The 13,274-nt window shown below is 55.0% G+C and carries 13 protein-coding genes; 7 read left to right on the plus strand and 6 right to left on the minus strand.

The features are described 5' to 3' along the window. The first annotated feature begins 27 nt into the window (after window positions 1-27). Together AC2FLA_RS20925 and AC2FLA_RS20930 are read left to right on the plus strand one after the other, a co-directional pair. The gene (locus AC2FLA_RS20925; RefSeq protein WP_496724970.1) at window positions 28-216 is read left to right on the plus strand and encodes a hypothetical protein; all 189 of its coding nucleotides are present in this window, start codon (window positions 28-30) and stop codon (window positions 214-216) included. Between the two features lie 23 nt (window positions 217-239). Further along, window positions 240-737: a DUF8737 domain-containing protein gene (locus AC2FLA_RS20930; RefSeq protein ID WP_496724972.1), complete on the plus strand. Its 498-nt coding sequence runs from the start codon at window positions 240-242 to the stop codon at window positions 735-737. A gap of 113 nt (window positions 738-850) precedes the next feature. Here AC2FLA_RS20930 and AC2FLA_RS20935 read toward each other — a convergent pair whose 3' ends face one another. Beyond that, entirely contained in the window at window positions 851-1,738 is an 888-nt protein-coding gene (locus tag AC2FLA_RS20935) for a LysR family transcriptional regulator (protein ID WP_496724974.1), read from the minus strand. Window positions 1,739-1,887: 149 nt separating this feature from the next. On the opposite strand from AC2FLA_RS20935, the gene AC2FLA_RS20940 reads away from it, so the two are divergent. The 4 genes from AC2FLA_RS20940 (at window position 1,888) to AC2FLA_RS20955 (ending at window position 5,172) form a co-directional block, all read left to right on the plus strand. Continuing rightward, a complete protein-coding gene (locus AC2FLA_RS20940) occupies window positions 1,888-2,502 on the plus strand; it encodes a nitroreductase family protein (RefSeq protein ID WP_496724976.1) in 615 nt (204 codons plus the stop codon). 11 nt (window positions 2,503-2,513) lie between these two features. Further along, window positions 2,514-3,482 (plus strand): DMT family transporter, encoded by a 969-nt coding sequence (locus tag AC2FLA_RS20945; protein WP_496724978.1) that lies wholly within the window; start codon window positions 2,514-2,516, stop codon window positions 3,480-3,482. A gap of 54 nt (window positions 3,483-3,536) precedes the next feature. Continuing rightward, the gene (locus tag AC2FLA_RS20950) at window positions 3,537-4,595 is read left to right on the plus strand and encodes a DoxX family membrane protein (RefSeq protein ID WP_496724980.1); all 1,059 of its coding nucleotides are present in this window, start codon (window positions 3,537-3,539) and stop codon (window positions 4,593-4,595) included. Between the two features lie 76 nt (window positions 4,596-4,671). Next, window positions 4,672-5,172, plus strand: a complete 501-nt coding sequence (locus AC2FLA_RS20955; RefSeq protein WP_496724982.1) for a hypothetical protein — start codon at window positions 4,672-4,674, stop codon at window positions 5,170-5,172. Window positions 5,173-5,456: 284 nt separating this feature from the next. Here the strand turns inward: AC2FLA_RS20955 and AC2FLA_RS20960 are convergent, their stop codons facing one another. Genes AC2FLA_RS20960 through AC2FLA_RS20980 form a run of 5 tightly spaced genes read right to left on the minus strand, consistent with a single transcriptional unit; the run spans window position 5,457 to window position 11,478 of the window. After that, window positions 5,457-6,971 (minus strand): pyridoxal phosphate-dependent decarboxylase family protein, encoded by a 1,515-nt coding sequence (locus AC2FLA_RS20960; RefSeq protein WP_496724984.1) that lies wholly within the window; start codon window positions 6,969-6,971, stop codon window positions 5,457-5,459. Window positions 6,972-6,997: 26 nt separating this feature from the next. Continuing rightward, window positions 6,998-7,702 (minus strand): SDR family NAD(P)-dependent oxidoreductase, encoded by a 705-nt coding sequence (locus AC2FLA_RS20965; protein ID WP_496724986.1) that lies wholly within the window; start codon window positions 7,700-7,702, stop codon window positions 6,998-7,000. Window positions 7,703-7,744: 42 nt separating this feature from the next. Then, complete coding sequence (locus tag AC2FLA_RS20970; protein ID WP_496724988.1) at window positions 7,745-9,091, minus strand: dihydrolipoyl dehydrogenase family protein; 1,347 nt, start codon at window positions 9,089-9,091, stop codon at window positions 7,745-7,747. A gap of 54 nt (window positions 9,092-9,145) precedes the next feature. After that, on the minus strand, window positions 9,146-10,801 hold the full coding sequence (locus AC2FLA_RS20975; RefSeq protein WP_496724990.1) for an FAD-binding oxidoreductase: 1,656 nt from the start codon (window positions 10,799-10,801) through the stop codon (window positions 9,146-9,148). Window positions 10,802-10,857: 56 nt separating this feature from the next. After that, window positions 10,858-11,478 carry a glutathione S-transferase family protein gene (locus AC2FLA_RS20980; RefSeq protein ID WP_496724992.1) on the minus strand — a complete coding sequence of 207 codons (621 nt, stop codon included), beginning with the start codon at window positions 11,476-11,478 and terminating at the stop codon, window positions 10,858-10,860. Between the two features lie 170 nt (window positions 11,479-11,648). Here AC2FLA_RS20980 and AC2FLA_RS20985 point away from each other — a divergent pair, with 170 nt between their 5' ends. Continuing rightward, window positions 11,649-12,536 (plus strand): LysR family transcriptional regulator, encoded by an 888-nt coding sequence (locus AC2FLA_RS20985; protein WP_496724994.1) that lies wholly within the window; start codon window positions 11,649-11,651, stop codon window positions 12,534-12,536. The last annotated feature ends 738 nt before the right edge of the window (window positions 12,537-13,274 follow it).

Consider the following 13,274-nt stretch of genomic DNA (forward strand, 5'->3'; position numbering starts at 1 on the left):
TTCAACTGAAACGGAAAGGACGAAGAGATGATCGACATCACCCCCAAAAACGAGACTCGATTTGGCCGGATCACCGCTTTTTTGAAGGCCTGGGACGAAGCAATCCACTTTGATCCAACTGAATTGCTCCAGACACGCATCCGAAATCTGGAAGCGCGTGTCTCCAAATTGGAAGCGCTGGATGTCCGGGTGACCAACAACGACCAAGCGGCCTGATCTGCACAAAAGGAGGAATTGTTATGCCTATTGATCTGATTTTTATGTTGCAGCTTGGCCTCAGCGTGATTGTCTGCACTCTGGTCGCCATTCGCGTGACGCCTGTTCTAGACCAACTGGCTTGGCGGGATGCCATGTTCTGGTTGGCCGTACCGCATGCATTTCGACATCTGGGACTGGTGTTCCTCGTGCCTGGCGTGGTGGCTGAAACCATGCCCGGCGGGTTCGCAGCCGAGGCTGGTTACGGTGATTTGTCCGCCGCTCTGGCGGCGACACTCACGCTGACCGCCCTATGGCGAGGTTGGGCGGTGGCGCTGCCTTTGCTGTGGGCATTGAATATTATCGGCGTCTACGATCTGGCCAACGCCCTTCAGCAAGTTGAGGCCGTGCCGCACTTCCAAGCTGCCTGGTACATCCCGACCTTTGTTGTCCCGGTCCTCATTGTGACGCACGCGATGATGCTCATCCGCCTGGTGCACATGGCACTCGGCACGCGATCGGCTGCGGAGCGTGCTCGGTGATGGATCAAATTACACGACACTCAAGAACAATGAACGCGCATTTTTTTGGATGCGCGTCAATCCCTGGCCCTTGCATTGTGGAGGCGGCAATGAGACGCCAAAACAAGTCCGATCTATTGGCCGAATTCATCGATCAGGAAGTCGAGGAACACGCGGACTTTCGAAACGACATAGCGCCTGGAGGGGTAAACCGCGTAGAGGAATGTCTCGTTCGGCGTCCAGTCCTCAAGGGCGGACGTAAGCCGACCGGACGCGAGGTCGTCTTCGACGTACATTCTGGGAATGAGGCTGAGGCCAAAGCCCGCACGCAACGCATCGCGTACGGCCAGGCTGGACGACACCTTGTAGCGGCTCCGAATCGGCACTTTCACCGCGCGACCGTTTCTACGAAATGTCCATTCTGCGGCATGATCCGACAGGCTGAATTGTACGCAAGTATGCTGAGACAGCTCCTCTGGCTTTTCCGGGCGGGCGTAGGTTTTGAAGTAAGAGGGCGATGCGCACAACACGTGATCCATGGTCGTCAGTTTACGCGCGATAAGGGCAGAATCCTCAAGATTGTCAGACCCGCGCAAGGCAATATCAAAACCTTCTTCAACAAGGTTAACCCTGCGGTCTTCAAGACGCAGATCCAAAGTAAGCTCGGGATAACGGTCGAGGAATCTGGGGATCGCCTCGGACAGCCCGACAAGCGTGACCGTCATCGGCGCGCTGACCCGCAACAAGCCGGATGGCGCGCTCTGCATGGCCAGAAGCGTACCGTCGGCCTCTTCGAGGTCCTCAAGGATTTGGGCGACCCGGTCGAAGTAGAGCGCGCCTGCCTCAGTCAGGCTCATGCGTCGCGTCGTACGGTTGATCAAACGGGTTGCGAGGTGGGCCTCGAGTTCACTGACATTTTTGCTGACTGCGGCAGGCGACAAGCCGAGTTTGCGAGATGCCTCAGCAAAACTGCCAAACTCTACGACGTTTCTGAACACGGTCAGCGCGGTCATACGATCCATTACTATTTACTATCAGTGAATAGTTAAATCACCAACAACCATGTTATAAACTATTTCGTAATAATGCATATTCACACAACACAAACTCCGGAACCTGTCGTCCCTCACAAGAGGTTTCCGACTGAATTTGAAGACTAGGAGAACCTGATATGCAACTCGCAAGAACCCCTGATCACCCCGTAGACCCGCTTTTCCTGTCACGCTGGTCGCCACGTGCTTATGATGCGTCACTCCTTCCTGATGCAGACCTGATGACCATTCTCGAGGCCGGTCGCTGGGCGCCTTCTGCCTATAATGTTCAGCCCTGGCGGTTTCTCTACGCCCGGCGCAACGACGATCTCTGGCCCAAATTTCTTTCGGTCCTGGACCCTTTGAACAGCCGTTGGGCAATCGACGCATCCGCATTGATCTTTTTATTGTCGGACACGGTAATGCCAGGTGATGGCGACCGACCGGAAGCAATTTCTCACTACAACAGTTTCGATGCCGGGTCGGCCTGGGCGCAGATCGCATTGCAAGCGACAGCGCTTGGCTATGCCGCGCATGCAATGGCCGGATTAATGTTTGACGAAGCACCAAATGTGCTGCGCTTTCCGGACCGGTACAAGCTGGAGATTGCAATCAGCATTGGACGACGGGCCGATCCTGCAGGCCTGCCTGACGACCTCAGGGCCGAAGAGGAGCCAAGCGGCCGGATGCCACTTGATCAGATTGCCTTCGAGGGGTGCTTTCCTGCCGCGCCCACTACCATTGCAGCGGAATAGGGAGACTTGAGATGCCGCGCTATTCCATCCCCGCGTTATCCGACAAGAAGGCCCGAGGCGGATCGCAGTTTTACGTTCACGCCTTGATGCTGACCGCTACGCTGCTGGTTGCCACGTCTTTTCCCGTGGTGAATGCCATTGCCGATGGTCTGGACAGTATTGTGCTGACCTTTCTAAGATTTGCCCTGGCAACAATGCTGTTTGCACCGATCGTTGTCTGGCGCTTTGGGATATCGCTGCCGCGCCCGGGTGATATGGTCCGATACAGCGTGCTTAGCGTTTTTCTGGTCTTCTTCTTCTGGTGCATGTTCGCCTCCCTGCGCCAGACAACGCCATTGAACACCGCCGCGATCTTTGCTTTGACGCCCGTCGTCACGTCGATCATCGCAGCCATCCTGCTGCGCGAACCGCTTGGCCTGTCGGCTCGGATCGCCCTGCCGATCGGTGCTGCCGGCGCGATCTGGGTGGTCTTCCGCGGTGACTTTTCCGCAGTGCTGTCCCTAAGCATGGGAAAAGGCGACCTTCTGTTTCTGGCAGGGACAATCTCGCTCGCCATCTACAGCACCTTGGTCAAAGTCCTTCATCGCGGCGAGCCCATGGCGAGGATGACGTTCTGGACCATGGCGACCGGTTCGATCTGGCTGTTTCTGTTGTCGTTTCCCAGTCTAGACAAGATGGATTGGAGCGACGTACCGCTACAGGTTTTTGCTGGCATCGCCTATCTTGCTGTCTTCACGACGATCGTCACGTTCGTCATCTTCCAGTGGAGCACCACAAAGATCGGGCCGACACGGGTTGTATCTTATACATTTCTGAACCCGGCTTTGGTCCTACTGCTTGGGGTGCTGTTCGGGGCACCACTGCCGCCTATTGCCACGTGGCCCGGGGTCGTTCTGGTTGTGACCGCCACCATCGTTCTACAATCCAATTTGAAGTCTGCGCGTCGCCGCCCCCAGAAACATGTAGCCCCAACGGCCTAAGTTTGCGGGAACCGGATGACCAACGGGCAACGTGATCAATCAAGGGGTAGAGAAATGTCCAAGATTGAAGCCAACCGACTTACTGATGCCTACGCCGCACTGAATAGAGAACAAGACGCGAAGGGATCCCTGCTAAAGAGCCGCGTCACGGCCAAGCCACTTCTCTTTTGGGGCTTGCTTGGCATCGTCTTGATTTCACCAGCTTTGGTGCAGGCCCATGTGCACTGGTTCGTGACCGCCGACAGTCCCGGGGCCACCACGTACCAACCCTATTCCCTGTCAGAACCGGCTGTTCTGATATGGATAGCCATTGCGGCCGCCATGGTGGGAATTGCGATCGTTCTGGACAGGAAACTGCCAGACCTGCCAATCGCAAGTACCAAGATCAGGCACGATGTTATGGAGTTGATGCGCGTTCTGACGGGCATGTCCTTTCTGCTGACGGCCTATGACGGTGCGCTTGTCGCGCCGCACCTGCAGGCTTATGGCGGGCTCGGCACGGTTCTGCTGTTTCTTCAGGCCGGGATCGGAGTGCTGCTGCTCAGCAATCATTTCCTTCACCACGCCGCGATTCTGATGCTGATCTTGTATGCCGGCATGCTGATCCAATTCGGTCTGATCCGATCATTCGAGTATGCGAACGTCGTCGGAATCGCGCTATTCCTGTTGTTCAACTACTTCCCGTCCGAGGGTGCGCGGACGCGACTGAAGCCCTATTCAGTGGATATGCTTCGGATCTTCACCGGCCTTTCTTTGATTACGCTTGGTATCTCGGAAAAGCTCTATGGCGCGGCGCTCGGTCAAGCCTTCATTGCGGATTATCAGTGGAACTTCATGCCCAAACTCGGTTTTGATTGGTTCGAGGATCGCTTGTTCGTCCTGTCTGCCGGAGTCATGGAAGTGGTCTTCGGACTCATCCTGGTGCTCGGCGTTGTGACGCGATTGGCCACACTTGCCCTGGCGGGTTTGATGCTGACGTCCAACATCGTTTTCCTGATCCAGAACAAGCAGGACGAGGCATTGGCCGAGCTGATCGGTCACCTGCCGATCATCGCAACGGCTCTTGTCTTGCTTCTGTTGGGATACGGGCAGCGATTGAAGGTAGGGCGTTAGAGATCTGCGGCAACGAAGATGGCGTGACCGGTCATTTGCACGTCTGAAAATGCTCGATATTTGAAGGGCGACTACGATGAAGTTTCTCGACACAATTCAAGTCAGGCCGATCTATGGGCTCTACTGGACAATCATATGTATCTTTCTGGGAATTCTGTTGGCGCCGCTCGTGGCGTCGCCACCACCGGAAGATCATTCAAACCATCTGACCCATGACCACATAGAAGCGCATGGCACATTCGAAGTTGATCTCGAGAATGTGCCAGAGGTTTCAATCCGCGTCGCGAAGGACGCGATTGCCGGGTGGAATGTCTTTGTGGCGATTGAAAATTTCGCGTTCTCAGCAGAAAGCGTTAATCAGCCCAATACACCCAATAAAGGGCACGCACATCTGTACGTGGACGGCGAAAAAGTGACCCGGCTCTACGGAACGGCCTACCATCTGGCGGACTTGTCGCCCGGGCGACACGAAATATCAGTCGGTTTAAACACCAACGATCACTCGGATCTGGTGTTTGGCGGGGAGCCCATTGCTGCGGCGGTCACCATCGAACAAGATTCTGCTACATCGCAATGACGCAACAGCCATGGTGTTACCAACAGGTTAGGGTGCATTTGGCCTGTCCGGCCCGGCAGGGACGCTGATCATGCTGGTCGGGCTGGTGTTTTTTGTCAGCTGTCTCGGCGTCACAGTTTCTTTCAACGCCCAGATGAAAGAGGCTTCGGCATGAATGGATATGTCGCTCGAGGCCACACATGACTATTGGTTTTAAACATATGTCTCCCCTTGGGCTTTCTGAAGTATGATGCGAAAAATTGCCTGCGCCACGTCAGTGGCGCTATCCGCAGACATTGTCGTTCTTAATCCACACATTTTCGCGGTTTGTCATTGGTCGCTGATTGGACGATCTGTGCCGCAGCCGTGAGTTCAGAAATCAGCAGATCAACATTGTGAGTATCAGTTTGCCAGGACGATATACTTATCCGCATTGCTGGTGCCTGGTTCCAGACAGTCATACCAAACCAAACCTTAGCATTGGCCGCGACAAGAGACTGTATTTGCGCGGTTTCTGCACCAGTTCCGAAGGTGAACAAAACTTGGTTTAGCACGGGCGGTACTAAGACATTATATCCGGCCTTAACCAACGCATCCGCTACATATTCTGCCAATGCGCAGTGCCGTTCAATCATAGCCGCAACCCCTGTGCGTCCCAGAGATCGCAAAACGGCCCAAAAAGGAATGCCGCGGGCGCTTCTAGAGAATTCAATGCCGAGATTCTTCTGGCTGTCTGCGGATGCCAAAGAATAGTCTGCATCGCTATTCATGGCGGCGGCCATTGCATGACGGTCACGACAAATACCCACAGCTCCATCATACGGTGTGTTCAACCATTTGTGTCCATCGGTTGTCCAGCTGTCGGCCATTTCCACCCCGTCCGTCAGATAGTGTTTTGTCGGAGCAGCACGCGCCCAAAGACCGAAGGCACCATCGATATGTACCCAAGCTTTGGCGGCTTTTGCCGCCGTCACCAATGGTAGAAATGGATCAAAACTTCCGGTATTCACTTCTCCAGCCTGTAAGCACAGGATGGTCATTTCATCCAATTGGGGAAGCTTAGATGGAATGATGCTTCCTTTTTCATCAACCGGCGCCACAAGTATATTTTGTTCGCCAAAGCCGAGAACACGCAGCGCTTTGCGCACTGTCACATGTATCTTTTCCGATATGACGACTCGGATTTCGGGCGCCCCACACAGCCCGCGAACGTCCTGGTTCCAGTTCTTCCGCAACAGCAACTCCCGACGCGCAGTCGCCAGACAAACAAGGGTTGAGGAAGTTGCGGATGTGCCAAAGGCAACTCCGCTGTCGCGAGGGAGGTCAAGAATGTCCAATATCCAGCGTGCGGCAACTTTTTCGATAACATCCGCCGATGGGGAATTGGTATAAGTCGAGGCGCATTGATCCCATGCGAGCATCATTCGCTGAGCAGCTGCAGCGACCGGGATAGTCGCCCCAATAATGAATCCAAAATAATGCGGACCATTGGATGCCACAGTGCCTGGTGATCCCACGTCATCCAGAAGTCTTAGAGTTTCCAAAGCATCAAACCCGTTTTCTGGCAGGTTTTCCTCAAAACGAGACAGTGAATTGCGCGCCGAGTCTTTCGGAATGGCATCCATGTCAGCGATTTCAGTTAGGTACCGGTTGGCGCGACGATCCGCTTCCAAGAGAAGATTGGCATCCGTCAAGTAAGGCTGTAATTTTTCGCAAGTCATACTGTGCCTCTGTTGATTAGGTATTTTTACGATGGCGCGCGTACTCGAGACCACGGAGGCGTCTTCCAAAAGCGAATTAGTCAACTCCTGTGGCTTCATAGGTCATCCGACATTTCAAAGATTGCTCACCATTTTTCTCCATAGGGTCGCAGTTCTACGTCAAACGACCAGGTAGATCGGTCTTGATGGGCGGTATGGAACACTTCGTCAGCGATGGCGTTGGGCTTGCTGAAAAACTCTTCGGGCATATCCGGATTGAAAGGCACGCGGGTCCATGGTGTGTCGATCGCTGCATCGATCACGACATAAGCCACATGGATGCCCTTTGGCCCCAATTCGCGGGCTAGGGACTGCGCAAATATCCGTTGCGCGGCCTTTGTAGGGGCAAAGAGTGCATAATTGGGAACACCACGGAGTGCTGCAGTGTTGCCCGTGACGATGATTGCACCGCTGCCTCGCTCGACCATTGCCGGTGTCAGTTCGCGCGCCAAGTACAACAGGCTAGTGGTGTTGACGCGAAAATTGCGCTCCAGTTCGCCGGGATCTGCCTCCATAAAAGGTTTGAAAGTGGCCCGAACGGCGTTGTGCACAATCACTTCCGGCGTTCCCATTTCGTCCTTCACCTGACGGCAAACATCGACCAGATGCTCAATGTCCTGCAAATCGAATGCGAAGGCCCTCGAACCTGGGAGTTCCTTTTCAAGTTCCGCCAAACGCTCACGGTTGCGCGCCAACAAGGCGACGCGATATCCATCCCGAGCAAACCGACGGGCGACTGAGGTACCGGTTCCATCTCCGACACCTGTGATCAAACAGACTTTCTGTTCCATGGGAGTACTCCTTCTTCAATGGTTGGTTCGATGACAACGCTGCTAGATCAGGGACTTGATGTCCGCTGCGAAGGTTGGGAAGGCATAGAGCGAGTTCTTGAGGTCACTGGCGGAAATGCGGTGACGCATGGCCATGGCGAAGAGATGGATTAATTCGTCGCCGTGATGCCCCAGGATATGGGCGCCCACGATCTGGTCGGTGTTCTTGTCGATCAGAACCTTCGACCAGGCTGCAGTCTCGGCATAAGTTTTGGTAGAAATCCAACCAGACATGTCCGAGATGATGACAGAGACGTCGAAGCCCTGCTTCTTTGCCTCGGCCTCGCTCAGACCGACTGTGCTGAGAGCGGGGACAGTGTAAACGGCACTGGGGATAACACTGTAGTCTGGCTGTTCGGTTGACCCGTTCACAATGTTTTGGCCTACAATCTGACCTTCGTAGGTTGCTATCGGGGACAATTGGGCGGATTGCTCCAACGCGTCGCCGGCGACCCACACCGACGGGTTGGAGGTGGAGCGCAACGTGTCGTCGACCAAAATACTTCGCCCGTCATGCTCGATACCGGCGGTCGCAAGGTTAAGGCCTTCGATATTGGCGATGCGGCCGGCTCCGTTGACAACACGTTCGGCCACGACGCTTAGGTCGCGGCCTTCATACGCGAACCGCACCCTGAGTTTCTTGCCTGATTTCTCGATGGTTGTTACCGAAACCCCGGTTTTGACGACCACGCCAAGACGTTCGGTTTCCGCTCGCAGCGCGCTGACCGCATCCCCGTCAAGGCGTGGCAGAAGCTGCGGCAGCGCTTCTAGTATTGTTACCCGGACACCTGCCCGTGCATAGACGTGACTGAACTCCATCGCGATGACACCGCCACCGATGAACACAACCTCTTTCGGCAATGCCGGGTCCGACAAGACATCGTCCGACGTGATCATGTGCTCGGCGCCGGGAATAGGCAGTGGTCTTGGCCTTGATCCGGTTGCAATGACGATGTTTTTGCCGTGGACGACCTGACCATTAACTTCAACACTGTTGGGCCCCACGAAAGTTGCATGGCCGCGAAAGACGTCGCCCCGCTTTTCCGCCAGACCGAGCATGGCATCTGGAATAAAGCTGATAAGGTCTTTTTCCCGTTCGATCAGTTTGGCCCAATCGAGCTTCGGCTTGCTCACTTCGATCCCGTGCACCGAAGCTTGCTCAATTTCATGCATCGCGTGAGCTGCTGCGACCAACACTTTCTTGGGCGTGCAGCCACGGTTGGGACAGGTCCCACCAAACTCACGCGCTTCTACAAATGCGATCGATTTTCCGGCTTCGTGAGCAATAGCTGACACTCCGAACCCGGCATTGCCGCCACCAATTATTACAACATCATATGAATCACGCATGTCTTCACTCCTAGAATTGGTACCTTGGTCGCGATCGAGGCGGATCGGTATAGATTACCCGGCGGGACCGAAGGTTTCGGTATGAATGTGCTCCTGGGATATGCCCTGGGCCTCAAGATCGACCTGCAGCTCACCCATGAATTTCACCGGCCCACAAATGAAGTAATGGGCGTCGATGTTATCAACCAGTTGCGCCAGCAACGCGCCGTCTACGCGGCCAAGGCTGTCAAACGCATTGGCCAACTGGTCATCCCCAGTGGGTTGGCTATAGGCGACATGCACGCTGACACCTGACCGTGCGGATGCCAATTCCAGAACCTCTTGAGCCAATGGGTGGTGTTTACCGTCTCTCGCACCGTGGACAAACCAGACCGGGCGGTTGCCGGGTTCTTTAGCGACCGCGTGAAGAATGCTCATCATCGGTGTGACACCGATACCGGCGCTGACCAGCACTAATGGGCACTTGTTGCAGGTCATTACGAAATCCCCGGATGGCCGACGGCTATTTATAATTGCGCCGGGTTCGAGGTGATCATGAAGAAACTGCGAAGTGATGCCTTTCGGTTCACGTTTCACGGAAATACGATAGCGATGCTCATTGGGTCCATTAGAGAGCGAGTATGTTCGACTGACAGGCTCGCTTATTCCCGGAATTTCAAGCTCGATCGGAAGATGCTGGCCAGGTTCAAAACTAGCCAGAGCTCCTCCGTCCCGTGCTGCGAAGACGAATGAGGTGACATCAGCGCTTTCGGGCGTTTTCTCGACAAGGCGGAGCGAGCGAACCGAGTCCGCATCCGAGCTCCATCTGAGGCTGACCGCAGAGCGCGTCTCAACAACTTCATCAATCTCCAATGTAATCAGCCGCCGAGCGCCGGGAAACTTTGCAATCTCGTCGCTGTCCCAATCGATGGAGGCTTTGCCGGTTAACTGAAGAAAGCTGCCGCTTTCGAAATCAACAAATAGCAAGCCGGCCCTCGGATCGAGGAGAATGTTGCCAATTGTGTTGAAGTGATTGTTACCGGCGTAATCCGGGAACTGCAGCCGCCCGTCATCCAGAACTTTAACGAAGCCATGGTCGCCGCCACGATGCGACGCATCCATCCCGTATGTCGGGCTCGTACCCTCTCCGCGATAACCACTTGCGATAAAGAAGGTGTCTGCGGAGGAAATCCACTGTATCTGCCCTTTGGTGAGGCGCTGGCCTCTGGTTGAAAGGCCAGGATCGGAGCCATTCAACCGATGCCATTTTCTTTCCCGAATATATTGCGGACAATTGCCAAAGGTCTGCTCGACGCGAAAGTTAAACCCTGCGGATGTGACATTGGCCGCACGGCCATTGACGCGGTTACGGCGTCGGGTTGCCAGTTCGATGCCGAGAATGCCGATATCGCTTTCTGGCTGGATGGCACTGTGCAATGCGTCACCTTGGCCGGGCAACGCGTCGATAGAGAGCGTTTTGTTGTCAGGCGAGGTAACAGTACCTTCGGTCCCTTCCAACAGTGTAACCCAAGGCCTGTTCTGTCCGTCCCGGGCTGCGACCACCAGGAATGGAAGGGCGGTATGAAAGTCGCGGTGCTGTTCCGGTAAGTGGTCGCGGACAACTTGCCGTGCCCACTCTTCGATGTCGCGGACGCCCAGCCGCGCTTGCGCCAAGTGTTCGCCGCGGTGAAACGGGGACGCGTCGCGATCACGAAGTTCAGTGCTGGACATGGGATTTCTCCTTGGCAAAATGGCGCCCGGGCATCTGCCCTGGGCGCCAAGTTTCATCAGGCGGCCAGGCCAACCTTGGTGCTTTGCATAGACACAAAGCCCGGTAGTGCCTCGACACGACCCAGCAGGCCCCGGATATTGGGGAAATCGTCAAGTGAGACGTTCCCCTCGGGCGCATGCGCCGTGTAGCTGTATATAGCGACGTCGGCGATTGTCGGGGTGGAACCAACCAACCAGTTTCGCCCATCCAGATGAGATTCGAGACGTTCGAATGCAGATCTGGCCACTGCCTTGGGCCGCTCGGCATCCAGTTGGGCGCCAAAGACGGTGACAAGCCGAGCGGTTGCGGCACCGTGTGCTATATCCCCGGCGGCCAGAGACAGGAATTTCTGAACCTCGGCCTCGTGGATGGGATCGGTTGGCAGCCAGTCAGGGGCGTATTTGCGAGCGAGATAGACGAGAATGGCGTTAGAATCCGCCACGACGGTATCTCCGTCCTCGATGACCGGCACCTGACCAGCCGGATTGAGTGACAAAAAGGGTTCCTTTTTGTGCTCGCCGGCCAAGAGATCGACATCAACCAGTTCATGGTTGATTCCGCCAAGCTTGGCGAAAAGTTCGATCCGGTGGGAGTGGCCGGATAGCGGATGTCGATGAATGCGGATGGCGTTGGGCATGATTTTTCCTTTCGGAGGAGTTTTCCTGAGCGAGAGCTGATGGGGTTCACCAGCGATCACTGGATAAAACATGACAAGTGACTGCATTGGTGATAATCACATATTTTATTCAATAACTAAGAACGTATTGAGCATAATAACCATCTTCGAAGTACCAAAGGAGCGTTACAATGGACACGGTTGACACGATGCGTGCTTTCCTGGCCGTGGCTCAAGAAGGGTCGTTCACAGCGGCAGGGAAGCGTCTTGGTATTTCGACCAGGCTTGTCAGCAAATATGTGGCGCAGTTGGAAAGTAGACTTTCAACCCAGCTTTTTAACCGAACAACGAGAAGCGTTTCTCTCACGGACGTTGGGGTCGCCTATCTCAAACGGTGCCAACCGCTTGTCGAACAGATCGATGAGCTGGATGATCTGGTGCAGGAAAGGCAGTCTGCCTTGTCGGGTCCGATCCGCATTACTGCACCAACTGGGTTCGGGAGCAACAACCTGACGCAAGTCCTGGCGCCATTCATGCAGGCGCATCCGAAAGTCGATATCGAGCTCAAACTTTCGGATTCCAGAGTGGCTTTGGTTGAGGAAGGGTTCGACCTCGCCGTCCGAGTGGGCGTACTAAGGGATTCGACACTCATTGCAAAAAAACTTGCGGATATGCCACTTATCGTCTGCGCATCTCCGGACTATCTGACAGCGCGAGGGCGGCCGGGTGACCCTACGGCGCTCGCCACCCACAAATGCCTGGTAGATGACAACCTGGTCAACGCAACGGCATGGAGGTTCCGAACTGGTGCCAGGGATTTTGTCGTGAAAGTCGCTGGTGCCTTCCATGCCAATGCGCCGGCAGCAATCGCTAATATGGCCATTGCGGGCCTCGGCATTGCGCGTTGCCCTCACTACGCCGTGGCGTCATGCTTGCAAAACGGAACCCTAGAACAGCTCTTTGCGGAATACGAAACAGAAAATTTTGGTCTCTACGCGCTCTATCCACCTAACCGTCATTTGACCGCACGGGTTCGCGCGTTGATAGATCATATGGCAAGGCATTTCAGATCACGTTGAGGAAAGATAAAGTTACAACGGCTTCAACTGGGAAGTCAGTTGGTTGCACCTGATAAGGTCCACTGCGATCTCGCTCCCTGCACTACGCTGCCATTGGGATCCTGGAGACAAGAGCTCACTTTGTTGTGCGACCCATGAATTCGAAGCCTGATACTCGCTGCGGCCCGTATGAATGACCGGTCCTTCCGCTGCACAGCGGTACCGGATTTCTCGCACACGCGGCATTCTCGACGCTGCGAGCGCGCGCAGCGATAAAACCGAAATCACAAATTGGGCTCGCTCCGGGCATTCTCTGCGGTGTGTTCCGACTGGAAGTAAGAGCCCTTACCAGACCCCCATCGCAATAAAAGCTTTGTTCATGCAGCGGGCGTCTGATCGCGCTTGCCGGCCGTTCTCAGAATTGCCCAGAAAGTTCTGTGTCGCGAGTCAAGGAGGTTGCTCGAGAGCGATCCCGACCATCCAACTTCCTAAGCTTTAGAGACTCCGGTTGCATTACCAACAATAGAGGAGCAATGCCCGCCTCAGGTGTGGCTCAGCTTTATCCACAACCTTTGGAAAAACGCACTCTAGATTGCACGGCGGGCAAACAAGCTGGTGCAGATCTATTCAGTGGGCTGGCATTGCGAATACTGCTGTGAACTCATGCCTGAGTGGAAGCGCGTGGGCGCCAAGTATTGCAAGGATGGTTGCCGCAAGATGGCAGCGCGGAAACGGCGTAATGCACATTAAGTTTAAGCA

It is taken from the genome of Ruegeria sp. CDSA033, from assembly GCF_059612305.1.